At 63.6% G+C, this 23,519-nt stretch carries 22 protein-coding genes and 1 pseudogene; 10 read left to right on the top strand and 13 right to left on the bottom strand.

Annotation, left to right across the window (positions count from 1 at the left end; translation table 11 throughout):
- Positions 1-222 precede the first annotated feature (222 nt).
- From FFS21_RS23460 to FFS21_RS23450, 3 genes are all read right to left on the bottom strand, one after another.
- On the bottom strand, positions 223-1,077 hold the full coding sequence (locus tag FFS21_RS23460) for a FecR family protein (protein ID WP_137927132.1): 855 nt from the start codon (positions 1,075-1,077) through the stop codon (positions 223-225).
- Positions 1,074-1,610: an RNA polymerase sigma factor gene (locus tag FFS21_RS23455; RefSeq protein ID WP_249359599.1), complete on the bottom strand. Its 537-nt coding sequence runs from the start codon at positions 1,608-1,610 to the stop codon at positions 1,074-1,076. Before FFS21_RS23455 ends, FFS21_RS23460 begins: the two co-directional genes overlap by 4 nt.
- Positions 1,611-1,810: 200 nt before the next feature.
- Positions 1,811-2,626, bottom strand: coding sequence for an alpha/beta fold hydrolase (locus FFS21_RS23450; RefSeq protein WP_137927130.1), 816 nt, complete (start codon positions 2,624-2,626; stop codon positions 1,811-1,813).
- A 163-nt stretch (positions 2,627-2,789) separates the two neighbouring features.
- On the opposite strand from FFS21_RS23450, the gene FFS21_RS23445 reads away from it, so the two are divergent.
- Together FFS21_RS23445 and FFS21_RS23440 are read left to right on the top strand one after the other, a co-directional pair.
- Complete coding sequence (locus FFS21_RS23445) at positions 2,790-5,444, top strand: excinuclease ABC subunit UvrA (protein WP_137927129.1); 2,655 nt, start codon at positions 2,790-2,792, stop codon at positions 5,442-5,444.
- Between the two features lie 12 nt (positions 5,445-5,456).
- Positions 5,457-6,419, top strand: a pseudogene (locus FFS21_RS23440) (porin); the annotation flags it as partial.
- Between the two features lie 76 nt (positions 6,420-6,495).
- Here the strand turns inward: FFS21_RS23440 and FFS21_RS23435 are convergent.
- The 4 genes from FFS21_RS23435 to FFS21_RS23420 form a co-directional block, all read right to left on the bottom strand.
- Positions 6,496-7,509, bottom strand: coding sequence for an STAS-like domain-containing protein (locus FFS21_RS23435; RefSeq protein WP_137927127.1), 1,014 nt, complete (start codon positions 7,507-7,509; stop codon positions 6,496-6,498).
- Positions 7,510-7,645: 136 nt separating this feature from the next.
- Positions 7,646-8,065, bottom strand: coding sequence for a MarR family winged helix-turn-helix transcriptional regulator (locus tag FFS21_RS32725; RefSeq protein ID WP_502705194.1), 420 nt, complete (start codon positions 8,063-8,065; stop codon positions 7,646-7,648).
- A 24-nt stretch (positions 8,066-8,089) separates the two neighbouring features.
- Positions 8,090-8,500 (bottom strand): RidA family protein, encoded by a 411-nt coding sequence (locus tag FFS21_RS23425; RefSeq protein ID WP_137927125.1) that lies wholly within the window; start codon positions 8,498-8,500, stop codon positions 8,090-8,092.
- A complete protein-coding gene (locus tag FFS21_RS23420; RefSeq protein WP_137927124.1) occupies positions 8,490-9,653 on the bottom strand; it encodes a DSD1 family PLP-dependent enzyme in 1,164 nt (387 codons plus the stop codon). The genes FFS21_RS23425 and FFS21_RS23420 overlap by 11 nt, the downstream gene beginning before the upstream one ends.
- Positions 9,654-9,747: 94 nt before the next feature.
- Between FFS21_RS23420 and FFS21_RS23415 the strand changes: the two genes are divergently transcribed.
- On the top strand, positions 9,748-10,671 hold the full coding sequence (locus tag FFS21_RS23415; protein ID WP_137927123.1) for a LysR family transcriptional regulator: 924 nt from the start codon (positions 9,748-9,750) through the stop codon (positions 10,669-10,671).
- Here the strand turns inward: FFS21_RS23415 and argC are convergent.
- Positions 10,631-11,581, bottom strand: a complete 951-nt coding sequence (gene argC / locus FFS21_RS23410; protein ID WP_137927122.1) for an N-acetyl-gamma-glutamyl-phosphate reductase — start codon at positions 11,579-11,581, stop codon at positions 10,631-10,633. The two genes, FFS21_RS23415 and argC, sit on opposite strands and share 41 nt — an antisense overlap.
- A 147-nt stretch (positions 11,582-11,728) precedes the next feature.
- On the opposite strand from argC, the gene FFS21_RS23405 reads away from it, so the two are divergent.
- Entirely contained in the window at positions 11,729-12,613 is an 885-nt protein-coding gene (locus tag FFS21_RS23405; protein ID WP_137927121.1) for a LysR family transcriptional regulator, read from the top strand.
- Between the two features lie 11 nt (positions 12,614-12,624).
- On the opposite strand, the gene FFS21_RS23400 is transcribed toward FFS21_RS23405, so the two are convergent.
- A complete protein-coding gene (locus tag FFS21_RS23400; protein WP_137927120.1) occupies positions 12,625-14,013 on the bottom strand; it encodes an aminotransferase-like domain-containing protein in 1,389 nt (462 codons plus the stop codon).
- A 107-nt stretch (positions 14,014-14,120) separates the two neighbouring features.
- Here FFS21_RS23400 and cyoA point away from each other — a divergent pair, with 107 nt between their 5' ends.
- From cyoA to FFS21_RS23375, 5 genes are read left to right on the top strand one after another with little or no spacing between them, the layout of a single operon-like run.
- The gene (gene cyoA, locus FFS21_RS23395) at positions 14,121-15,107 is read left to right on the top strand and encodes a ubiquinol oxidase subunit II (protein WP_137927119.1); all 987 of its coding nucleotides are present in this window, start codon (positions 14,121-14,123) and stop codon (positions 15,105-15,107) included.
- Positions 15,108-15,111: 4 nt separating this feature from the next.
- Positions 15,112-17,088 carry a cytochrome o ubiquinol oxidase subunit I gene (gene cyoB / locus FFS21_RS23390; RefSeq protein WP_137927118.1) on the top strand — a complete coding sequence of 659 codons (1,977 nt, stop codon included), beginning with the start codon at positions 15,112-15,114 and terminating at the stop codon, positions 17,086-17,088.
- A gap of 1 nt (position 17,089) precedes the next feature.
- The gene (gene cyoC / locus FFS21_RS23385) at positions 17,090-17,776 is read left to right on the top strand and encodes a cytochrome o ubiquinol oxidase subunit III (protein WP_137927117.1); all 687 of its coding nucleotides are present in this window, start codon (positions 17,090-17,092) and stop codon (positions 17,774-17,776) included.
- The gene (gene cyoD, locus FFS21_RS23380) at positions 17,773-18,138 is read left to right on the top strand and encodes a cytochrome o ubiquinol oxidase subunit IV (protein ID WP_249359593.1); all 366 of its coding nucleotides are present in this window, start codon (positions 17,773-17,775) and stop codon (positions 18,136-18,138) included. Before cyoC ends, cyoD begins: the two co-directional genes overlap by 4 nt.
- A 19-nt stretch (positions 18,139-18,157) precedes the next feature.
- A complete protein-coding gene (locus FFS21_RS23375; RefSeq protein ID WP_137927115.1) occupies positions 18,158-18,463 on the top strand; it encodes a hypothetical protein in 306 nt (101 codons plus the stop codon).
- 15 nt (positions 18,464-18,478) lie between these two features.
- Here the strand turns inward: FFS21_RS23375 and FFS21_RS23370 are convergent, their stop codons facing one another.
- Complete coding sequence (locus FFS21_RS23370; RefSeq protein WP_171020478.1) at positions 18,479-20,026, bottom strand: lactonase family protein; 1,548 nt, start codon at positions 20,024-20,026, stop codon at positions 18,479-18,481.
- A 583-nt stretch (positions 20,027-20,609) separates the two neighbouring features.
- Here FFS21_RS23370 and FFS21_RS23365 point away from each other — a divergent pair.
- The gene (locus tag FFS21_RS23365) at positions 20,610-20,900 is read left to right on the top strand and encodes a hypothetical protein (RefSeq protein ID WP_237380426.1); all 291 of its coding nucleotides are present in this window, start codon (positions 20,610-20,612) and stop codon (positions 20,898-20,900) included.
- Positions 20,901-20,928: 28 nt separating this feature from the next.
- Here FFS21_RS23365 and FFS21_RS23360 read toward each other — a convergent pair whose 3' ends face one another.
- The 3 genes from FFS21_RS23360 to FFS21_RS23350 all read right to left on the bottom strand — a co-directional run bounded on the left by FFS21_RS23360 (position 20,929) and on the right by FFS21_RS23350 (position 23,426).
- On the bottom strand, positions 20,929-21,873 hold the full coding sequence (locus tag FFS21_RS23360) for a histone deacetylase family protein (protein ID WP_137927112.1): 945 nt from the start codon (positions 21,871-21,873) through the stop codon (positions 20,929-20,931).
- A 228-nt stretch (positions 21,874-22,101) separates the two neighbouring features.
- Entirely contained in the window at positions 22,102-22,989 is an 888-nt protein-coding gene (locus FFS21_RS23355; protein WP_137927136.1) for an EamA family transporter, read from the bottom strand.
- Between the two features lie 44 nt (positions 22,990-23,033).
- Positions 23,034-23,426 (bottom strand): nuclear transport factor 2 family protein, encoded by a 393-nt coding sequence (locus FFS21_RS23350; protein WP_137927111.1) that lies wholly within the window; start codon positions 23,424-23,426, stop codon positions 23,034-23,036.
- Positions 23,427-23,519: the final 93 nt, after the last annotated feature.

Raw genomic sequence — 23,519 nt, 5'->3', positions numbered from 1 at the left:
GTGTTGTACGAAGACCGATTTACCCACCCGCACCTCTGAGAGAATGCAGGCTTGCCAATCCATTCGACCGGCAAGCCTCTAGCTGTCCTGCACACAAAAAAACTGACAGGCCCGGTTCAAATTGCGACTTGTTGGTGATTGCACCGCCAGCCCTCTCCCCCAACCCCTCTCCCGCACGCGGGAGAGGGGAGCAAACAAGCAGGCGCCGCAATGATCAGAGAATCACCGCCCCGACAAATGCACCGCCCCATCGCCCGTGCGCCGTACCGTTACCGGCAGCACACCGGGCAGCAATTGCAAAATGGCGTCGACCTGTTCGCGATCGAACTCGCCGGAGAGTCGCAACTGCGCGATACGCGGATCGTCGATAACGATAGGGGTGCCCGAACGCGCCTGCATTTCGGCGATGGCGTCGGCCAGCGCCACACCATCGAACGAGAACTTGTCGCGCTGCCAGGCCAATGCGCGTTCCACATCCACGGTGGCGGTGTCATGCGGCATCTGGCCGTCCGGTCCCACGTCCACGCGCTGGTTCGCGCGCAGTTGGCGGACCTGTCCGCCGGCTTCCACTTCCACGGCGCCTTCGATCACCGTGACGCGGGTACGCTGCGGTAACCGTTGCACATCGAAGATCGTGCCGATATCGCGCACGCGCGTCTGCCCTGCCGTGACGATGAACGCGCGCAGTCCATGGGCGACGGTGAATTGCGCCTCGCCGGTTTCCAGCGCCAGTTGGCGCGAACGCAGGCGCCACGCGATCTTCAGGTTCGTGCCCTTGTCGAGCGTGACCGCGCTGCCATCGGCCAGTTGCACCGTACGTGGCGCGTGCGCGTCGGCGTTGAGTTGCTCGGTGCGATACGCGGGATCGGCCAGCCATGTCACGCCCGCGAGCAAAAAGAGTGCGGCAGCCACGCCGGCACGCGTCTTCTTCGCACGGCGGCGACGTGACGCCGCTGCGGCGGTGATGGCTTCCACGGACGGGAATCGCTCGCGCAAATCCTGCGCGAATGGCGACAGCGCATCGTCCTGTTTTGAGGGGTGTTCGGGGTTTGGTGACACGGCGCGAAGGGTGCTCATGGTGAGGCGGCTGGCGGTGCGGAGTCGAGTGCAGGTGCCAGCAACGACATGGCCCGCGCCATATGACGTGCCACCATGCCGCGCGAGATGCCCAATCTTAGCGCGACTTCATGCTGCGGCAGATCGTGAAGACGGTGAAGGATGAAGACTTCCTGGCAACGTTGCGGCAGTGCGGCAATGCATCGCTCCAGGTGATCGACCATCTGCCGGTGCGCGATGGCCTCGGCCACATCGGGAGACTGCAGGTCCTCGATGCGCGAACCGTCGGCGTGTCCCGCATCGGCATGGGCCTGGCGCGTGCGCTGCGCACGATAGGCATCGATGGCCCGATGGGTGGTGACATGCCGCAGGAACGCCAGCGGCTGCTTCACCTCGCCGGACGGCGGACGCTCCAGCAACTGCACACACACATCCTGCAAGACGTCGCGCGCGAAATGACGGTCGCCAAAGCGACGGCGCACGTGATCGACCAGCTCGTCGTAGTGACGCAGGAGCGCAGCGAACAGCGGAGGATGAGCGGGATCGCGCAGCACGATCAGGGCGGATGACGACGGGATGAGGGCGCTGGCGAGTATAAATGATAGTGATTCGTATTTGCAAGAACGTGCAGTGGCGCTGTGGTTTATTTGCCTTGGCCTGGAAAACATGGGGTGGCGGCCGCCACATCGCCCGCGCAATGGCACGCGTTGCGGCAACTCGTGCCAGCCTCGCAATCATTGGCGTGCCGCATGGGCTAATCACCCGTGGCCACGTCGCGCAGGAATCGCTCAAGGATGGGGTTGAACAAGGCAGGCGACTCCAGGAATGGCGCGTGGCCGGTATCGGGCAGGCGCAGGCAGTGGCCGCCCCACAGGTTGGCGTACGCCACGCTATCGATGTAGTCGAGATTGACGAAACGATCGTTCGCGCCGTTGACCACCGCGAGCGGCACGGGCAATGACTCCACCAGAGTGCGCTGATCGATGCCCGCACCCGCACGTGCTGCTTCGAACATGGTCTTGCGTGCGCGGCCATCGGTGCGTGCGATGGCCGCGCGCAGTGCCGGCGTGAAGCTATCGCCAAAGATCGCCTCACCGAACGTATCGACATCCTCCGCAGAAAACACCTGCTGACTGCCAAGCCGCATATGGGGCGCGGGGATGAAGCCGGCCGACATGTCGCGACCCACCGGCGGCGTGCCGCAGATCATGATGCCGCGCACGCCAGCAAAGCGCGACGCCACCTCCAGTGCGATGTGTCCGCCTAGCGACCATCCCACCAGCACCACCTCGTCGATGCCAAGTTTCTCCAGCAGTTCGATCGTTGCATCGGCCAGGCCGGGGCGCGTGTACGTGCGGTCCGGATCGATGGCATTGGAGGATTCGCCGTGGCCCGGCAGGTCGAACGCGATAAATCGGTAAGGGTCCGCGACGTGGCCTTGCATCTGATTGCGGAACACTGCGCGGGATGAGGAGTTGCCGTGGATCAGCAACACGGGCAATGTGCCGTGGCCGGACTCCTCCAGCGCGATCTGTCCGTGAGAGGTCTTCATCAGGGTTTGGCGTGACATGGTCGGCACTCGCGCAAGGCAACGGTTGCGCACCATGCTAGCCCGCATGCGGGACGCAGACTTTCCCGAAAGACGTGAAGTTTGTCGAAATGCGCATTGGCACGCTTCCTGCAGCACGGTACACGCGTGACATACCGACGGCCCGGCAAACAAGGAGCGCGTGATGAAGCAATCCCGCCAGAAGTCCAACGCGATGAACGTGGCAGACCACTGTGTCCGTGTGCGGGGCGCGCGAGAGCACAACCTGAAGAATGTCGACGTCGATATCCCGCGCAACGCGCTGGTGGTGTTCACCGGCGTGTCGGGCTCTGGCAAGTCGTCGCTGGCGTTCGGCACGCTCTACGCAGAGGCACAGCGGCGCTATTTCGAATCCGTCGCGCCCTATGCCAGGCGGTTGATCGATCAGGTAGGCGTGCCGGAGGTCGACAGCATCGAGGGACTGCCGCCCGCGGTGGCGCTGCAGCAGCAACGCGGCACGCCCAATGCGCGCTCCACGGTGGGCAGCGTCACGACCTTGTCCAGCCTCGTGCGCATGCTGTACTCGCGTGCCGGCAGCTATCCACCGCGCCAGCCGATGCTGTATGCCGAGGATTTCTCTCCCAATACGGTAGAGGGTGCGTGTCCGGATTGCCATGGGCTGGGGCGCATCTACGATGTCACCGAGCAGTCGATGGTGCCCGACGATTCGCTGTCGATCCGCGAACGTGCCGTGGCCGCGTGGCCGCCGGCGTGGCATGGGCAGAACCTGCGCGACATCCTCGTCACGCTCGGCTACGACGTCGATACCCCATGGCGTGACCTGCCGAAAAAGGATCGCGACTGGATCCTGTTCACCGAGGAGCAGCCCACCGTGCCCGTCTATGCGGGGTTTACGCCGCGCGAGGTGCGGGCGGCGCTCAAGCGCAAGATGGAGCCGAGCTACCAGGGCACATTCACCGGTGCGCGCCGCTACGTGCTCCAGACGTTCGCCACCACGCAGAGTGCTTTGATGAAGAAGCGCGTGTCCCAGTTCATGATTGGCCGCGACTGTCCGACCTGCCATGGCAAGCGACTCAAGAAGGCGGCGCTGTCCGTCACGTTCGCGGGCCTCGATATCGGCGCCTTCACGCATCTGCCGCTCGCGCAGGTAGCAGAGATCATGCGTCCGGTGGCGCGTGGCGAGTTATCGCAGCCAGCGGATGCTACCCGCGATATCGTGAGCCGTAAGGCCGCGCGCGCCGATACGGCCCGACGCGTCGCCGCTGGTGGGTCCGCGCATCAGGCCGCACCGGACGTACGGCGCACCCCCAATCTCTCCGAAGAGAAGCGGCTGGCCTCGCAGCGCATTGCGGAAGAATTGATGGAACGGCTGTCCACGCTGCTCGACCTCGGTCTCGGCTATCTGTCGCTGGATCGCAGTACGCCAACGCTGTCGTCAGGCGAGTTGCAACGGTTGCGGCTTGCCACGCAGATCTCGTCGCAATTGTTCGGTGTGGTCTATGTGCTCGATGAACCGTCGGCGGGGCTGCATCCTGCGGATGGCGAAGCGTTGCTCATCGCACTGCGCCGGCTGAAGGCAGCCGGCAATTCGCTCTTCATCGTGGAGCACGACACGCAGACCATGCGTCAGGCGGACTGGCTCGTGGATGTGGGGCCGGCCGCAGGCGAGCATGGTGGACAGGTGCTCTACAGCGGGCCACCCGAAGGTCTTGCGGGCGTCAAGGCGTCGCGCACGGCGGCGTATCTGTTTGGCGATCAGGCAAGGATGGCGGGACGGCAACGGGAACCTGCGGGATGGCTGAGGCTTGCGCACGTCTCGCGTAACAACCTGCATCGCGTGGATGCGGAGATTCCGCTCGGCTGCTTCACCGCGGTCACTGGCGTGTCGGGTTCGGGCAAATCGAGTTTGATCAGCCAGGCGCTGCCGGAACTGGTGAACCGGCAACTGGGCCGGGCGAACGACAGCGATGCGGACGAGGAACGCGATCCGCTGTTCGCGGTGACCGACGCGCCGACCGAAGGACGCATTGCGGGCGGCATGGAGTCAGTGCGCCGGCTGGTGCGCGTCGACCAGAAGCCTATCGGCCGCACGCCGCGCTCGAACCTGGCCACCTATACCGGGCTGTTCGATCACGTGCGCAAATTGTTTGCCGAGACGCCCGCCGCGCGCAAGCGGCGCTACACCGCCGGACGATTCTCGTTCAACGTGGCACAGGGACGATGCCCGACCTGCGAGGGCGAGGGCTTCGTCAGCGTGGAGTTGCTGTTCCTGCCCAGCGTGTACGCGCCATGCTCTACCTGCCACGGCACGCGCTATCAGCCGCAGACGCTGGAGATCACCTGGCAGGGCCGCAATATCGCCGAAGTGCTGGACCTGACCGTGGATGCGGCCTGCGAGGTCTTCGCAGGGGAAGCCGTGGCGATGCGCTCGCTGAAGGTATTGCGCGATATCGGACTCGGCTATCTCCGCCTCGGTCAACCCGCCACGGAGTTGTCTGGCGGCGAGGCGCAGCGCATCAAGCTGGGCACCGAGTTGCAGCGCGCGCAACGCGGCGACACGCTCTACGTACTGGACGAGCCGACCAATGGCCTGCATCCCGCCGATGTGGACCGCTTGCTGGTGCAACTGCAGGCGCTGGTGGAGGCAGGCAACACCGTGGTGGTGGTGGAGCACGACATGCGCGTGGTGGCGCAGGCGGACTGGGTCATCGACATCGGCCCCGGTGCGGGCGGAGAGGGGGGCCGTATCGTGGGGAGCGGGCGGCCCGCCGATATAGCAGGCATGCGTACGAGCGTGACCGCGGCCTATCTGCGGCAAGCGCTGGAACATCGTCCGTAGCCGACGACGCAGAACACGGTGGCGCGCATGCCGAATCTCTCCGCCTCGGTGCCTTCGCGCTGGGGCTTGCGTGGCACCGAAGATCTTGGCGGCGGACTCAAATCGCAGTTCGTTCTCGAATCCGGTTTCGCACCGGACACCGGCGTGGCGAACTTCGGCAACCGGCTGTTCGGCCGGCAGGCATGGGTGGGATTGTCGGGCAACTGGGGACAGGTGGCCTTCGGTCGCCAGTACACGATGATGTTCTGGGCCACGCTGGATTCCGACATCCTGGGTCCGAACACATTCGGATCGGGTGCGCTGGACCCGACGATTCCCAACTCGCGCGCCGACAATGCCATCTCGTACAAGGGCAAGTTCGGTGGGCTGACGGTTGGCGCCACCTACAGCTTCGGCCGTGATGCGGCGGTGGCCGCGCCAAGCCCCGGCAGCACGAATTGCGCGGGCGAGAATCCCGCCGATTCCAAGGCTTGCCGCGAGTGGTCGGCGCTGTTGATGTACGAGACCTCGCGCTTCGGCGTGGCCGCCGCCTACGATTCATGGCGCGGCGGGCCGGGCGCCTTTGCCGGACTCACCAGCAGTGGGAGAAAGGACGACAGGTTGTCGCTCAGCGCCTATACGCTGTTCGATCGGGTCAAGGCCGGGGTAGGCTGGCTGCGGCACGACAACGACGGCAATCCGACGGCGCCGCGCAGCGATCTGTTATGGCTCGGTGGTTCGTACGACCTGACGCCGGCCTTCAACGTGGCAGGGCAGGTCTATCACCAGCGCTATCACGACAGCGCCAACAAGGCGTGGCTCTATGCGGTGCGCGGTACGTACAGCTTCTCGAAGCGTACGGCCGTGTATGCCACGGCGGGCTATATCAACAACAGCGGCCAACTGGCGCAGTCAGTCAGCAGCAATCCGGGCGCTGCAGCTTCGCCGGGTGGCAATCAGTTGGGGGCAATGCTGGGGGTGAAGCATACGTTTTGAGGGAATGGCGGGAGGGAGCGGCGAGGCAGCACAGCAACGGCAAGCAGCCGTTCCCTCTCGAAAAATGGCAGCACCGCTAACGCTGCGCTCCGTGCGCAATCGCCCGCTTGATCATCCATAGAATCTGATCGTTGGCTTTCTGATGGTGCAATTCCACATCGGGATGTCCCGCCTGAAATACGCGGAAGATCTCATCTGCGAATGCCTGCCCAACGGTCTCGACGCCTTCAAAGTCCAGGATCACCGTCTTGAACTTGTCGATGCGCGCAAGCAATCGTTGTGCTTGCGATCGGGAGACGAGGCTTTCCGCACCCATCCTGGCAAGCCTCACCGGCACGATGGTCTTGCTGAACGTGTACTCATCAGGCTCTGCGAACTGATCAAACACCTCGCGTAACGTCCGGGTGCATGCATTGCCGTGACGGAGGAAGACCGTCGTGCCATAGCTTTCACCTCGCCCGTGTTCGAGCAGGAAGTCCGGCTCGTCATGCACATGGTCGAACGTCAGCCCATTGGACAGAATCCGGTAGTTATCGAATGCCCTGGAAGAAAAGAAAATGCCTTCGCCGGAGTGGTGGGTGGGATCGGTGGTTAGCTTGCCCTTGGCTAACTCCAGAATGGCCTGGCGCTCATCTGGAAGATTGCACAGCCGGGTGATTCTTCGAAAGATACCCTCCCCATCGTCACCGATGTAGCAACTTGTGAATGCCACGTTGGCGTAGAGCTGGACCTTCAGCTTCGTGCCCTGGGAGTGATCAATAGCGTTGTTGATCATCTCGGTCACGCCGTACTCCCAAACATTCAGAGCCTCTGGGGTGAGCAGGTCAGTCAGGACGGGCTTCAGGTACTCCGCCCAAACAACGTGTTCCTCCAGGCCGTCCAACAGGAATTCCTTGCTAACGTCCTTCAATATGCCCAGAAAGTACGTTTTCGGACGTTGCCCCGTGCCTGGCACCAGCAAACCGTTTTTCACCATGCGGCCCAGCAATGCTGTGGCTGCCTGGCGTGAGATACCCCTTGCCTCCTGTAGCGGAGCGGCGAGCGCAACCTCCGCCTTATCAGCAAACTGTGCCGCCAGGAACCGAGCCATGCTTGGATCTGTACGCATATGTCAACATCCATCGTCGTCTATGACAACATCCTAGCATCGCGTATTGTCATAGGGACGTGAGTTAAGGCGTATATGTGATCTATGTCACATATTTTGCGGCGGCAGCGGCGTTGCTCTATGCCTCGGTCTCATCCTGAATCTCCTTGCTACGAACCCGGCGCGCCACGGTCAGCTTGCGATTGACGCCCGTAGCACCCTGGCAGCCATCGACGAGATTCGAAAAAATGGCGCGCAAGGTTTTCAACGTTGCCGCCAGCTCTTCCGGCGACACACCCGACACCGACGCTCGTTCGATGTCCCACGCGCGCGGTGCCAACTCCGCAACGATGGCGCGGCCTGCAGGCGTCAGTGACATGTGGATGTTGCGCTTGTCTTCCGCTGACGCATCGCGGCGGAGAAAGCCGCGTTCCTCCAGTGCAACGACCGCCCGGGACAGATAGGAAAGCTCGGCGCCAGTATGGCTCGCCAGATCCGAGAGCCGCTGATGATCTTCATGGCGCAGCGCGGCAAGAATGCGCCATGCCTGCAGATTGATGTTGTGCGGTTTCAGATCGGCAGCCTACAGCACCACGCCGACCGCTTCCACCTCGATCTTGAATCCATAGTGCAGCGCACCAGTGGGCACCACGGCGCGCGCGGGACGCGCCTCGCCGATCCACGCCGCGTAGACCTTGTTGAAGGCGGGCCAGTTCTCGATGTCGTCCACATAGACGCGTACCTGCGCCAGTCCCTCGATGCCACTGCCTGCGGCAACCAGTGCGGCCTTCACGTTGTCCAGCACCTGTTGCGCCTGCGCTTCGAACGAGGCATCGACGAGTTTGTGGCCGTCCACTGTGACGGGCAACTGTCCGGACACGAAGACCATGCCGTTGGCCACGGTCGCGTGGCTGTAGTGGCCGCCGGGCGCTGCCATCGTGGCGGGCTGGATGGTGCGGACTGCGCCATCGCGTTGCTTGTGATTACCATCCATGCAGGCGGCTCCATTCCGTGATCTCGCCGTCCTCGGCAAGCGCTTGATACGAGGGGAACTGCGCACCGGTTGCGCAGGCGTGATTGGGAAGGATACGCAGCATCGTGCCGATGGGGAAGCGCCTGGCGATATCGGCGTCCTTGTTGCTTTCACCGCCTTCGCGCGACAGGATGCCGTGTTCCTGATTGGCGCCGCTCAGGACATAGCCCGGCAGCACCGTGCCATCGAGGCTGCAGACCTGACCATAGGCGAAGTCGTGCTTCTGCTTTTGCGTGCCGCGATCCCGGCTCATCGCCATCCAGCCCGCATCGACAATGGCCCAGCCTTTCTCCGCCTGATGCCCGATCACGGTGGTCAGCACGCTGAGCGCGAGATCATCGGTGCCGCAGACCCCGACGTTGTGCATCACGAGATCGAAGAAGACATAGACACCGGCGCGCACTTCGGTGACGCCATGCAGGCTGGCGGCCGAGAGGGCCGTAGGGGTGGAGCCGACGCTGACCACCGGGCAAGGCAATCCCGCTGCGCGCAGCCGTTCGGCGGCGCGCACGCAACCGGCGCGCTCCTGCTCGGCCATTGCGGCCAATGCCTCGGGCGTATCGAGGTCGTAGCTGGAGCCCGCATGCGTCATCACGCCGCCCAACCGTGCGCCACCTTCGTGCAGCACCGTGGCCACATCGATCAGCGCGGTTTCATCGGGACGGATGCCGGAGCGGTGGCCGTCGGTATCGATCTCGATCCACACTTCGAATGCTTCGTCATGTTCCGTACCGAACGCGACGATGGCGCGCGCCGAATCGACGCTGTCCGTCACGATCTTGAGGTCGCATCCACGACGACGCAGCGCGAGTGCTTGCGGCAGCTTGGTCGCCACCATTCCCACACCATAAAGGATGTCCGTAGTGCCATCGTCAAAGAAGTGGGCGGCCTCCTTCAGCGTAGAGACAGTGATGCCGGTGGCCCCCGCCGCGATCTGCGCGCGTACCACCGGAGAACACTTGCTGGTCTTGACGTGCGGACGAAAGCGCACGCCCAGTGCATCCATGCGCGCCTGCATGTGGCGGATGTTGCGCAGCATGCGCGGGGTGTCGATGATGGCGGCCGGGGTTTCCAGTTGCGTCAGTTGCATGGGCGCGGCAGCGGAAGCGGTCATGGCGTGTGCGTGGGGATTGCGGAGGTTCCCACTGTAGGCGCGATAACGCCACCTGTGGTTAAATTTTGGAACATCAATCGTTAAGCAGAAGTGAATGATCCAGATCGAGGATTTGCGGCTGGTGGAGGCGCTGGCGCAGTGGCCTTCGCTGAGTGCGGCGGCGCGCGCACTGAATGTGACGCCGCCTGCGTTGTCTGCGCGACTGCGCAAGCTGGAGGCGAGCCTGGGGCTCGCGCTGGCCACGCGCACGGCGCGGCGACTGAGTCTGACAGCCGAAGGCGAACGCTTCGCACGGGAAGGCGCGGCGATTCTTGCGCAACTCAATGCGCTGCCGGAATCGTTTCGGCGCGAGGACAGCGCGCTGACGGGCACGCTGCGCATCGCCGCGCCGTTCGGCTACGGACGGCAACACATCGCCCCGCTGCTCGCGCGTTTTGCGCAAATCCACAAGGGTCTGCGGCTGCAGTTGGACTTGCGCGAAACGCCATGGCCCGACCGCCACGATTCGGACGCCGTGATCCATATCGGCGCGGTACGCGATTCGTCGTGGATTGCCCGCACGCTCGCACCGAATGCGCGCTGGCTATGTGCGAGTCCGAAATATCTGCGCCAGCACGGAACGCCAACGGTGCCGCGCGATCTGCTTGATCATGCGTGTATCTGCATCCGCGAGAACGACGAGGACGTGACGCTGTGGCGGTGTCGTCCGTCCCTGTCGGGAAAGCCCGATACCGTGCGTGTCGTACCGGCCTATACCAGCAATGACGGCAGCATCGCGCGCCATTGGGCGGAGCAGGGATTGGGGCTGGTGCTGCGCTCGGAGTGGGATGTCACCGAGGCCGTGGCGCGCGGCAGGCTGGTGCGCGTGCTGCCGGATTGGGCGTTTGACAGCGCACCCGTGACACTGCTCGTGCCCACACGGCGCGGACGTACCGCGCGCGTGCAGGCATTGATGCAATTTCTGGAGCAGGAACTGGTCAGGCCGCCTGCTGCACCGCCGTCGCGGCGCCGAGCATAAGGTCGAGGTTCTGCACTGCAGCGCCGGACGCGCCCTTGCCGAGGTTGTCGAACACGGCGGCCAGCAACACCTGTCCATGTTCACGATTGCCGAAGACGCCCAGGCGCAGGTCGTTGGTGCCGTTCAGCGCTTGCGGATCGAGACGCTTGAGCGCGGAGGATTCGGCGAGTGGCAATACCTCGACATGACGAGCGCCCGCGTAATGCTCTTGGAGCGTGGCGTGCAGTGTCTCGATATCGGTGCCCGGTGCGAGCAGATCCAGTTCCAGCGCGACGGTCAGCACAATACCTTGCCGGAACGCGCCATAGGACGGCACGAAGATGGGGCGGCGAGCCAGACCCGCGTGCAACTGGATTTCAGGCGCGTGCTTGTGCGCGAGTTCCAATCCATAGACCTGGAAGGGCAGGGCCTGTGCAGCATCGGGTCCTTCGTAGGTTTCCACCGCTGCGCGTCCGCCGCCCGAATAGCCCGACACCGCATGGATGGTGATCGGGTAGTTGTCTGGCAGCAGGCCGGCCTTTGCCAGGGGGCGCAACAGCGAGATCGCACCGGTGGGATAGCAGCCAGGATTGGTGACGCGCAGTGCGCTGGCAATCCGCTGCGACTGGCCTTCGGCCATTTCCGGGAAACCGTAGGTCCAACCGGCTTGCGTGCGGTGCGCCGAACTGGCATCGATCACGCGCACATCCGGATTGACGATGGATGCCACGGCCTCGCGTGCGGCCGCATCGGGCAGGCACAGGATGGCGATATCGCAACTGTTGATGGCTTCGGCGCGGGCGCGCGGGTCCTTGCGCTGGCCGGCGGGGAGCGTCAGCAGGCGAAGATCGTCGCGGCCGCGCAGGCGTTCATGGATCTGCAGGCCGGTGGTGCCCTGGTCGCCGTCGATAAAAACAAGGGGGTAGGTCATGGTGGCCTCTGCGCAGTTGCGATAGAGATTGCGATGGATACGATGGATGCGGAAGAGACGCCATCTTGCGCCACCGGCTAGAATCGCAAAAGTTGAATTTCATGACGATGAGATTCAGGTTTCCTGAATGATGGATTCGGAGTGCCCATGCGCGAGATCAGCCTGGACCGTTTGCGTACCCTCGTTGCCATTGCCGACCTCGGCTCCTTTGCCGAAGCGGCACGCGCGTTGCATCTGGCGCCGCCCACGGTCAGCCTGCACATTGCGGAATTGGAAGCGCGCATTGGTGCGCCACTGCTGACGCGCAAGCGCGGCGAGGTGCGTCCATCGTCCATCGGTGAAACGCTGATCGAGCGCGCCCGGCGCCTGCTGGCCGATGCCGAGGTGGCGCTGCACGATGTGCGGCGGCAAGTACAAGGATTGACGGGGCGTGTGCGTCTGGGTGCATCGACCGGCGCCATCGCGCATCTGTTGCCACAGGCGCTGGCCACGCTGGCGGAGCAGCATCCCGATATCGACGTGCAGGTGGCCGTGCTGACTTCGCAGGAGACCCTGGCGCGACTGGCGGGCGGCACGCTGGAGGTCGGTCTGGTGGCCTTGCCGCAGGCGCGTGTGGCGGGGCTGACGATTCGCCCGTGGCGGCGCGATCCGGTGCAGGCGTTCCTGCCCGCAAGCTGGCCGTGCCCCGCACGTATCACGCCAGCATGGCTGGCTGCGCGGCCATTGATCCTCAATGACGACACCACGCGGCTATCTCGCCTGACCGCCGAGTGGTTCGCCAGCGGTGGGCACAGGCCGGTGCCGCGTATCCAGCTCAACTACAACGACGCGATCAAGAGCCTGGTGGCGGCTGGCTATGGGGCTGCGCTGTTGCCGCACGAGGTGACGACGCCCGCGCCCGATGCACGCGTGGTGATGCGCCCGCTGCGGCCGGCGCTGTGGCGTCGGCTGGGCCTGGCGCACAGCGGGGAGCACGTGGATCGCGCGACGCAGTACGTGCTGGACGCGCTATGGGCACTGCGGGCCGCGTAGCGGGTATCGATCTATACCACCATCAACCCCGCATCGGACGGCTTGCGTGCGAACAATCCCGACAGCTTGCGCAATGCCGCAGACAACTGCGCACGCGTGGCCGCGCCGCCCAGGGAAATGCGGATGGCGTTGGGCGAGCCGCTGCCATCGGCAAACACATCGGATGCGGTGACGCGCAGATCTTCATCGCGCGCGGCGCGGCTGAATGCCGCCGCATTCCAGTAGCTCGGCAACGGATGCCAGACGTGAATGCCCCACGGCGTCTGCGGTCCGTTGCCGACCAGCCATTGGCGCGCGATATCCTGCCGCGCTGCGGCTTCTTCGCGTATCCCCATCAGCAGCGCGAGAGCCGATCCGTCGTGGATCCACTGCGTAGCCAGCGCCGTGGCCACGGGCGATGCCATCAATGTCAAGGCACGCAGCGCCGCAAGGAAAGACTCCTGCAGCGCCGTGTCCGGTGTTACCGCGTAGGCGGTGCGCAATCCCGGACTCAGGCATTTCGATAGCGTGGCGATGTACACGGTCTCGGCGGGCGCGATGGCCGCAAAGGGCGGTGGCGCATCGGGCGTCAGCAGCCAGTACGGATCGTCTTCCACAATCGTGATGCCCCGGCGCTGTGCGATACGCGCGAGTTCGCGTCGGCGCGACTCGGGCATCGTGTGCGTGGTGGGATTCTGCAATGTGGGGTTGAGATACAGCAGTTGCACGCGCTGCGACGCGCATGCGGCGTCCAGCGCATCGGGCCGCATGCCATCGTCATCGACGGCGATGGTCACGACTTCGCGTCCCAACTGCTTGGCGGCGGCGCGGATGCCGGGATAGACCAGCGGTTCCGTCGCCACCACGCCATCCGGCGCCGTGCGGCACAGGATCAGTGCGGCCAGCGCGGACTGCGCGCCGGGACATGCGATCACGGATGCTGGCGCAATCGTCCCAAGTATCGGCGCGAGCCACTGCGCACCGGCCGTGCGATCGGGTTGCGTGCCGCCGCCCAGTTGATAGGTCATCAGCAGGCTTGCATCGGCGCGTACGGTCACCTGTGCGAGTCCGCGACGCAGCATGTCGTCGAAGTCGATCTCGGCGGGCGGTGGCGGCACGTTCATGCTCAGGTCCACGGCCTGCACCAGATCGAACGCGGGCGCGGCGATGTACGTGCCCTGCGATCCACGGGCGGTGATCAGGCCGCGCCGGCGCGCTTCGGCCAGTGCACGGGTAACGGTCGTCAAGTCGACCCCCAGCATGGCGGCGAGTTCGCGCTGCGGCGCGAGCCGGTCTCCCGGCGACAACTTCCCGCCTGCCACCGCACGCTCCAGGAAGTCCGCAATCTGCACATAGCGGGGGCCTGCCACAAAGGTGCCGATCCAGTTCGGCAAGTCGGCGTCACGCGGCGTTGTAGGCATGAGGTGAAACCCTTGTATGGATGTTGTCTTACCTTAGCATGCCGCGCATCGCGGGGAAATCCATACAAACAGCATTTCGCCGCGCCCCCGGACATCAAGGTATTGATATGCGCAAGCCATCGCCATCGGCCGACCCGACAAGGGAACGTCGGCGAAAACTCCACACCCCTCTCGTTTCAACGATTCGTCGCGTGGCGCCCCTGGCGTTGCCGCTCTGGCTCACCGGTTGTTCATGGGATCTGCTGTCACCCGGCGGCTCCGTGGCCGAACAGACACGGCACCTGATCGTGTTGTCCACGGCGCTGATGCTGCTGGTGGTGATCCCCGTGATCATCCTGACGCTGGTGTTTGCATGGCGCTATCGCGAGACCAACACCAAAGCCGAATACGCGCCGCGGTGGTCGCACTCGACGAAGATCGAGGTGGTGGTGTGGGGCATTCCATGCGTGATCGTGGCGATGCTGGGCATCATCATCTGGGACTCCACGCACAAGCTGGACCCGTTCCGTCCGCTGGAGTCGAAGGTGGCCCCCATCGAAGTGGATGTCATTGCGCTGGATTGGAAGTGGCTGTTCATCTATCCGCAATACGGTGTGGCGTCGCTGAACGAACTGCCGGTGCCGGTGGGTACGCCGATCAATTTCCGCATCACGGCGGAATCGACGATGAACGCGCTGTTCATCCCCAAGCTGGGCAGCATGATCTACGCGATGAGCGGCATGCAGACCAAGCTGCATTTGATTGCCGACCAGACCGGCGTGTTCGAGGGCCGATCCGCCGCCTACAGCGGCGCGGGTTTCTCGGACATGCATTTCAAGACGATTGCCACCTCGCGCGCGGAGTTCGATGCGTGGGTGGCGCGTGCGCGCGCGTCGGGCGGCACGCTTGACGCAGACACCTACCGCAAGCTGGAACAGCCCAGCAGCAAAGACCCCGTGAAGACTTACGCCAACGTATCGCCGCGCCTGTTCCAGGGCGTGGTGGATCAGTACATGGCTGCCAGCGACGACATCTGCCGCGCCGACAGTCCCGTGACCCTGCGCGCCGCACTGCCGCCTCTGCCCGAGGCCGCACCCACCACGCTGGAGCGCTGACACCATGTTCGGAAAACTTTCTCTCGACGCCATTCCGCTGCACGAACCCATCATCATGGGCACGCTGCTGGTGGTGATGCTCGGCGGCGCCGCGTTGCTGGGCGCCATCACGTACTTCGGCAAGTGGCGCTACCTGTGGACCGAATGGATCTGCTCGGTCGATCACAAGCGCATCGGCGTGATGTACATCATCATGGCGCTGATCATGCTGCTGCGCGGCTTTGCCGACGCCATCATGATGCGCGCGCAACAGGCCATTGCCGTGGGCGATGCAGCGGGTTACCTGCCCCCACATCACTACGACCAGATCTTCACGGCACACGGCGTGATCATGATCTTCTTCGTGGCCACGCCGTTCATCCTGGGTTTGATGAACGTGATCGTGCCGCTGCAGGTGGGCGCTCGCGACGTGGCCTATCCGTTCGTCAATTCGCTGAGCTTCTGGATGTCGGCGATGGGCGCGGTGCTGGTCATGATGTCGATGTTCGTCGGCGACTTCGCCGCGACGGGCTGGGTCGCGTATCCGCCGTTGTCGGGCCTGGGGTATAGCCCAACGGTAGGGGTGGACTACTACATCTGGTCATTACAGATATCGGGGCTGGGCACCACGCTCACCGGTATCAACTTCATCGTCACGATCCTGCGCATGCGTGCGCCGGGCCTGACGCTGATGAAGATGCCCGTGTTCACCTGGACCGCGCTGATCACGAACATCCTGATCGTGGCCATCTTCCCGGTGCTGACCGCCACGCTGGCGCTGCTCACGGCCGACCGCTACCTGGACATGCACTTCTTCACCAGCGAGCTGGGCGGCAACGCCATGATGTACGTGAACCTGATCTGGATCTGGGGCCACCCCGAGGTCTATGTGCTGATCCTGCCGTGCTTCGGCGCGTTCTCGGAGATCATCGCCACGTTCTCGCGCAAGCCGCTGTTCGGCTACACGTCGATGGTTTACGCCACGTCGTCGATCGGCGTGCTGTCGTTCTTCGTCTGGCTGCACCATTTCTTCACGATGGGCTCGGGCGCCAGCGTCAATGCGTTCTTCGGCATCATGACGTCGATCATCTCGATTCCCACGGGCGTCAAGTTGTTCAACTGGCTGTTCACGATGTACCGGGGGCGTATCCGCTTCCACTCGTCCACGCTGTGGACCATCGGCTTCATGTGCACGTTTGCCGTGGGCGGCATGACCGGCGTGCTGCTGGCCGTGCCGGGTGCGGACTTTGTGCTGCACAACAGCCTGTTCCTGATTGCCCACTTCCACAACGTGATCATCGGCGGCGTGGTGTTCGGTTGCCTCGCGGCGATGACGTTCTGGTTCCCGAAGGTGTTCGGTTTCACGCTGAACGAGTTCTGGGGCAAGGTGGCGTTCTGGTGCTGGCTGGTGGGCTTCTACCTGGCCTTCATGCCGCTGTACGCACTCGGTCTGCAAGGTATGACGCGTCGGATGAACCACTACAACAATCCCGACTGGCAGCCCTATCTGATCGTGGCGCTGGTGGGTGCGGTGATCATCGGCTGCGGCATTCTCGCGATCCTGTGGCAACTGTTCGTCAGCGTGCGTGACCGCAACCAGAACCGCGACCTGACCGGCGATCCGTGGGACGGACGCAGCCTGGAATGGGCCACGTCATCGCCCGCGCCGTTCTACAACTTTGCGCACGTGCCGCAGATCACGTCGCTGGAGCAGCACTGGGACGACAAGGAATCGGGCCGTGCGTGGCAACAGCCGAAGCAGTACGAAGACATCCATATGCCACGCAATACCTCGGCCGGATTCCTGGTCTCGGTGTTCGGGCTGGTGTTGTGCTTCGGCTTTGTCTGGCATATCTGGTGGATGGTGGGCGCGGGCCTTCTGGCGATGATCGGCACGTTCATCGCGCGCGCCTATGACCGCGACGTGGACTACTACGTGCCGGCGGCGGAAGTCGAAAAGATCGAGCGTGCGCGCTTCGATACCCTGCGGACGGTGAACTGAGATGAGTACAACCCTGAAACTGCGCGCGGATGCGGCGACGACTGCTGAGGGCGCGGTCATCCATCCGCACGACACCCATGCCGATCATGACCATGGGCATCATGACGAGCAAGTGCAATCGCGCCTGACGCTGGGCTTCTGGCTGTACCTGATGAGCGATTGCCTGATCTTCGCGGTGCTGTTCGCGACGTTCGGCGTGCTGGTCAACAACACGGCCGGTGCGCCTTCCGGCCGCGAACTGTTCGACCTGCGCTTTGTACTGGGCGAAACCATGCTGCTGCTGACCAGCAGCCTGACGTTCGGCGTGGCGATGCTCGGACTCGACAAGCGCGGCAAGACTGGACAACCGGGCGATGCGCGCCATGTGGTGCGCTGGCTCGTGCTGACCTTCGCGCTGGGCGCCGCCTTCGTGGGGATGGAGATCTACGAGTTCCGCGAACTGCTGCACGAAGGTGCGGGTCCGCATCGCAGCGCCTACCTGTCGGCGTTCTTCATGCTGGTGGGTACGCACGGCCTGCACGTCACGGCTGGCCTGTTGTGGCTGACCGTGATGGTGCATCAGATCCAGGTGTTCGGGCTCGATGGCACCGTGCGTCGCAAGCTCGCATGCCTGAGCCTGTTCTGGCACTTCCTGGATCTGGTCTGGATCTGCGTCTTCACCATCGTTTATCTGAGGGAATTCCTGTGAGCACTACCGATACCCACGACAGCGAGCATGCTGCGCACGGCTCGCACGGCAGCCTGCGCAGCCATCTGGTGGGCTATGCGCTGTCCGTCGTCCTGACGCTTGTTTCCTTCGGTGCGGTGATGGGCAAGCTGTTGCCGCCGTCTGCTGCGTTGGCGATCATCGTGGCGCTGTGCGTCGCGCAACTGATCGTGCAACTGGTGTTCTTCCTGCACCTGGGGCCACGCAAGGGCCAGCGCGGCAACTCGGCCATCTTCGCCTGCACGGTGTTCCTGATTGCCATCGTCGTGTCCGGTTCGCTCTGGGTCATGCACAACGCGACGTTGAACATGATGCCGATGCAGTCGATCCCTGCGGCGCGTTGATCTTTTATCGGAGCGAGTCTTGTTCAGAGGTAACAAGGACGAGGTCTTCGTGCGGCAGGCGCTGGAGCAGGCGGACTACGCCTGCGGCCGCTGGATCGCCAGCCAGCGGCACTTCGACGTGGACCCCACATCGTTGCTGGAACCGCTGGCCAAGGCCGCGGTGGTGACTGCTGTAGCGATCTACGTGGAAACCGCGCGACTCAGCCAGTTGGAAGTCCAGCGCGCGCTGGCCATCGAGACCGTGGCACAGGCGCGCGCACTGATCGACCGTTTGCATCCGCTGGCGTTTGGCGGCGGATGGTACGGGGGCAGGGCGTTGCGGTAGTTGGCGTCCAGATAGTCAGGGTATGCCGAATCGGAGCCTCAGCGGACAATTTCCGGAGCTGGCCAGCGTGCCGGCATCGAGTTGTCCCGTTGCTGCATGGAATGCATAGCGCCAGATCTGACCATCCCGGAATCCGATGATGTAGAGGTACTTTCCAGATGGATCGAAGACGGGGCCAGTAGGATTCCTGCCCGTGGCAACATCCGGACCCAGAGAGGACAAGGCGCCGGTTTGCTGATCGATTCGATATGCCGAGATCGAGTCGCTTGAGTGATTCGCGACATAGGCGAACCGCCCGGAGGGATCGATGGCAAGGGAATCCGGCTGCCAGCCCGTTGGGACAGGAGCGCCGATCTGCGTCAGTTTCCCTGTGGTGCGGTCGATGGCAAATGCGGTCAGGGTCTGATTGTTGTTCGTGACGTAGAGGTACTTGTCGTTCGGATGCTTGGCAATGTCCGTTGCCAGGGGGAGGGCCGACGGTACCGCATCGGCTATCACGGTCGGCATCTTCGTCGCATCATCGATCGCGTATGCGGAAAGGGGCGTCGCGAGGTTGTTGTGAAGGCCGTAGGCAAACTTGCCGATGGAGTCCAATACGATGTCCTTGGGGTATGCCGGACTCGCAACAGGCGCACCGATTGCCGTGAAGGCGCCGGAAGATGCATCGATCGAGAACACCGACAAGGTGTTCGCGGTGAGATTTGGCACATAGGCAATGCCGCCGGCCGGATGGAACGTCATGGTGACAGGTGCGGCCTGGTTGGTGGCGACCGGCGTGCCGAAGGCGGTTAGCGCGCCCGTTGCCGCATCGATCGCATACCCGTGAATCGTGCCGTCTCCGTAGTTCGGCACATAGCCGAACTTTCCGCCAGGGGCAATGGCGAGGTATTCCGGAAAGTCCCCGGCGGGAACGGAGACAGCGTTGTTCAGCGCGCCCGTTGCCGGGTCCACGTCGAATGTGACGATGCTGTTGGTGCAGAGATTGCTCACGTAGGCACTGCGCGCTGTCGGGGTGGTGCAGATGACGGCGATGTCTCCAATGTCCGCACCGCTCACCACGCCGCTTCCCGCGTTGATGATGCAGCGTTGTGCCGGAATCCCGGGCCGCAATACCTTGATGCCGTAGGACGCGCCGGAGAGCAGTGGCGTCGGGAACGTGAAGTTGCCATTGGCATCGACAGTCAGCAGATCGCCAGCGTTGTTTTGCAGGATGAGTCCGTTGCCACTCAATCCGCCGAGCGTCCCGCCGATCCGGAATGCATCGGCGCACACCACCTTGACGCTCGTGATATCGGCATCGCTGACGACACCGGAACCAGCATCGACGGTGCAAAGCTGTGTGGGTGTTTCCGGATGGGTCTTCACGGCGACGCGGTACGACTCACCGGCCTCCAGCCGCGCCGGGAACGAAAAGCTTCCGTTGGACGATACCGCGACGCTGCTGTCGTCATTCAACAGCAGTACCAGGCTCTTGCCCGTCAGTCCGCTGACCGTTCCGCCGACGGCATGCGCGGTTGGTGTCGAAGGTGCAGGCGGTGGTGCTACGGCTCCGGGAGGTGTCACGGACGCGGGCGACTCGGCGTCTGGTGAATCGCCGCCGCAACCGGCCAATGAGAGTGCCGATGCCAGCAAAGCTGTCTGCAAGATCCCGAATAGTCCAATACGTGTTGTGGTTCGCCCTGTCATCTGCCGCCCATCCCCGTTCCATCGTCATGTGGTCTGCCAGCCCATGCATCGACGCGGCCGACATCTTTGGCGTGCAAAGTACCAGAACGAACGGATTCCGGATGTCCCCAGAACGTGTGACAACGTTTTCTCCCCTCTCCCGCTGCGCGGGAGATCGACGAAGCCAGACGACTGGTAGCATGTGCAAGGTGTTGCGCCGTGCCCATGCTGGTTCATATCGTCCGTCTGGAGAGCGAAATCGAATGCGAATCTGCCTGTCGATGATCGTCAAGAACGAGGCCGCCGTGATCGAGCGTTGTCTGCGCACGGTGCGCCCGCATATCCGCGCATGCCCCTCCATGTCAATCGACCCATGAAGACACCCGCTCTCTCCCTCGCCGTATTGCTAGTTGCCGTCGTAGTCGTCGCAGGATGCTCGGACCGCAACACGTCCTCTCAGAAGACTGCGGACAACACGCCAATGACAGCCAGTGCACCGCGCACTGACGAATGGCTCGGAAAGTGGACCGGCCCGGAAGGCACGTTCCTCGAACTGGCCGGCGGCCATGGCAAGTACGACGTCACCGTGCAGAACCTGGATGGTCCGCGCAAGTTCGAGGGCCGGTATGCCGACGGCGGTATCGAGTTCGAGCGTGACGGGACCAGGGAGGTCATTCGCGCGACCAATGGCGCCGAGACCGGCATGAAATGGCTCGCCGACAAGAAGAACTGTTTGACGGTTCGCACCGGTGAAGGCTACTGCAGGGACTGAGTACGCCAAGCCATCGCGTGTAGATTCTTCACGCGGCTTCGGCTTGCATCAGGGCGCTGACATGCGCCGCCGTACTCGTGGCCAATGCGTCCAGGCTATACCCCCCTTCGAGGATCGACACGATGCGGCCATCGCACGTCTTGTCCGCGATCTGCATCAATTCCCTGGTGATCCACTCAAAGTCGCCGTCCTCGAGGTTCATGCCTGCGAGGGGATCCAGGCGATGCGCGTCGAATCCCGTGGAGAGAATCAGGATTTCGGGAGCGAACGCCGTTAGCGCGGGCAATACGTGAGCGGAAATGGCTTCGCGGAATTGCCTGGAATCGCAGCCGCGAGGCAACGGAACGTTGACGATATTGTGGTTCACACCCGTTTCGGACCGCGCACCCGTACCGGGATAGAAAGGCGACTGGTGGCTGGACGCATAGAACAGCTCCGGACGATCGAAGAATGCATTCTGGGTTCCATTGCCATGATGCACATCGAAATCGACCACGGCGACGCGTTCGAGTTTGTGGACTTCATACGCATAGGCTGCCGCGATGGCCGCCTGGTTGAAAATGCAGAAGCCCATCGCCTTCGCCGGTTCGGCGTGGTGGCCGCACGGCCGCGTTGCGCAAAACACGTTGCGCGCCTGGCCGTCCATCACCGCATCCACGCCCGCACACGCCGCGCCGACGCAACGCATCACGGCTTCCCATGAACCCGGCGACATGACGGTATCGCCCGCGTCGAGTGGCACGTATCCATGAGCGGGAATGCTTTGCTCGATCTCTTCGATGTAGTCCGCCTCGTGGATCATCCGTAACTGCTCGACGGTGCCCATCGGCGCTTCGCGCCACGCCAGCGAAGCGAAGTCCGGTGTTTGCAGCGCACTGATTACGGCTCTCAGACGTTCGGGAGACTCCGGATGATGCGGACCAGGGCGGTGTTCCAGACACGCCGCGTGGGTGTAGATGATCGTAGCTGTCATGTTCGGCTGTCCTCGGTTCAACCGGCAACTTCTCTACATCACATATCAACAAGCGCCGCGGACCATCACGGCGCCACGGTGGTATGTAATATATCAAAACATTCCTGAGGTGTCGCCGGCGTGGGAGCCATCGAGCGGCTTGTGGCGCATCGGGTAAACGATAGGTTGGTGGCGGTCCTGGGATCGACGGGCATCGGCCGGCAAGTCGGCAGGTCGGCAATCCGTCCTTTACCGCCCCCGCGCCGCTAACAAGATAATCACCAGCGCCGCAGCAATCCACGCAGTGCCTGCCAACTGCCACCCCGAGAGCGATTCATGCAGCAGGAGCATGCCGGCCAGCAGGCCGACCACGGGCACCAGTAATCCGAACGGTGCAACCTGGTTGGCGGGATGGCGCTTGAGCAGGCCGGTCCACAGGCCGTACGCCATCACCGTGGCGAACCACCCCAGATAGGCCGCACCGGCCCAGGCGCTGATCGATGCGTCCATCCACTGGTGCTGCGCGCTGGGTCCATCGACCAGCCATGTGAGCAGCAGGAATGGCAGTACAGGTGCGAGGCTCGACCAGACCACGAACTGGATGGGGTTGTAGTCGGGATAGTGGCGCTGCAGATGGCGCGCAAGAATGTTCGATGCGCCCCACATGCCTGCCGCGCCGATGGTCAGCAGCAGTCCCGCCAGCGTGACATCGGCGCTTGTGCCACGACCGCCAACAACTTCGATGCCGAAGCAGGCGAGTCCCGCCAGCGCGAAGATCAGGCCGCCGAGCATGGGGCGGCTCAGTCTTTCTCCAAGGAAGGCGAATGCCATCAACGCGGTGAAGAAGACTTGCGTCTGCATCAGCACCGAGGCGAGTCCGGCGGTCATGCCGAGCCGCAATGCCATGAACAGCAAGCCGAACTGCCCGAGTCCCTGCAGCAGGCCGTACGCCGCCACCCATCGCAAAGGCAGCGCAGGGCGGCGAATCATCAGCAATAGCGGCATCGCGGCAAATGCGTAGCGGGCGGCGCCAAGTTGCATGGGCGTGAACTCGCGTAGCGCCAGTTTCATCGCCACGAAATTGAGACCCCAGATCACCACGACCGTCATCGCGGCGGCGAGGTCGGCCATGGACATCGCCGAGGTGGTGGCGGTGGCCGATCTTGCTGCTGAGGTCCGGTTCATTGCGCGGGCCGGTCCTTGCGATAGGCATTCTTCACGGCGATCTTGCCGTCGCGAAACGTGAAGACGTCGACCATGCGCGCCTCGATGCGCTTGCCGTCGCTGGCGCGCGTGCCCCGGAACGTGGACTCCGTGACGCCACGATCATCAGCAACGAAATGAACCGGGTCGCGCCAGCTCGCATCGGGGCAGGTTGCCCACGCCAGTGCGAAGCCTGCCTGCACGGCTTCGCGGCCGATGAAGCTGCGTCCGAGCAGGGCATCGCCAGCCACCGCGTGAAAGGTGCAGTCATCGGTCATGCATGCCATCAGCGCGTGGATGTCGTGGCGGTTCCAGGCGGCGGAGAAGGTATCGAGCAGGGCGAGGTAGTGAGTACTGGTATCGAGGGGCATGGTGTAACCGGTTTGCGTAGAGGAAGAATGCACGTTCGACATCGTATGGGGGCACCCCGCGTGGGCATGGGTCCAGATGCGCCATGGCGTGCG

The sequence above is a fragment of the Cupriavidus sp. 2SB genome (assembly GCF_005503625.1).
Lineage (GTDB): Bacteria > Pseudomonadota > Gammaproteobacteria > Burkholderiales > Burkholderiaceae > Cupriavidus.
This window is presented reverse-complemented; position numbering and strand designations above follow the sequence as displayed.

Coding starts and splice junctions, on each gene's coding strand:
- FFS21_RS23460 (WP_137927132.1), bottom strand. CDS start 1,077: ATGAGCACCCTTCGCGCCGTGTCACCAAACCCCGAACACCCCTCAAAA.
- FFS21_RS23450 (WP_137927130.1), bottom strand. CDS start 2,626: ATGTCACGCCAAACCCTGATGAAGACCTCTCACGGACAGATCGCGCTG.
- FFS21_RS23445 (WP_137927129.1), top strand. CDS start 2,790: ATGAAGCAATCCCGCCAGAAGTCCAACGCGATGAACGTGGCAGACCAC.
- FFS21_RS23435 (WP_137927127.1), bottom strand. CDS start 7,509: ATGGCTCGGTTCCTGGCGGCACAGTTTGCTGATAAGGCGGAGGTTGCG.
- FFS21_RS23425 (WP_137927125.1), bottom strand. CDS start 8,500: ATGGATGGTAATCACAAGCAACGCGATGGCGCAGTCCGCACCATCCAG.
- FFS21_RS23420 (WP_137927124.1), bottom strand. CDS start 9,653: ATGACCGCTTCCGCTGCCGCGCCCATGCAACTGACGCAACTGGAAACC.
- FFS21_RS23415 (WP_137927123.1), top strand. CDS start 9,748: ATGATCCAGATCGAGGATTTGCGGCTGGTGGAGGCGCTGGCGCAGTGG.
- argC (WP_137927122.1), bottom strand. CDS start 11,581: ATGACCTACCCCCTTGTTTTTATCGACGGCGACCAGGGCACCACCGGC.
- FFS21_RS23405 (WP_137927121.1), top strand. CDS start 11,729: ATGCGCGAGATCAGCCTGGACCGTTTGCGTACCCTCGTTGCCATTGCC.
- FFS21_RS23400 (WP_137927120.1), bottom strand. CDS start 14,013: ATGCCTACAACGCCGCGTGACGCCGACTTGCCGAACTGGATCGGCACC.
- cyoA (WP_137927119.1), top strand. CDS start 14,121: ATGCGCAAGCCATCGCCATCGGCCGACCCGACAAGGGAACGTCGGCGA.
- cyoB (WP_137927118.1), top strand. CDS start 15,112: ATGTTCGGAAAACTTTCTCTCGACGCCATTCCGCTGCACGAACCCATC.
- cyoC (WP_137927117.1), top strand. CDS start 17,090: ATGAGTACAACCCTGAAACTGCGCGCGGATGCGGCGACGACTGCTGAG.
- FFS21_RS23365 (WP_237380426.1), top strand. CDS start 20,610: ATGACAGCCAGTGCACCGCGCACTGACGAATGGCTCGGAAAGTGGACC.
- FFS21_RS23360 (WP_137927112.1), bottom strand. CDS start 21,873: ATGACAGCTACGATCATCTACACCCACGCGGCGTGTCTGGAACACCGC.
- FFS21_RS23355 (WP_137927136.1), bottom strand. CDS start 22,989: ATGTCCATGGCCGACCTCGCCGCCGCGATGACGGTCGTGGTGATCTGG.
- FFS21_RS23350 (WP_137927111.1), bottom strand. CDS start 23,426: ATGCCCCTCGATACCAGTACTCACTACCTCGCCCTGCTCGATACCTTC.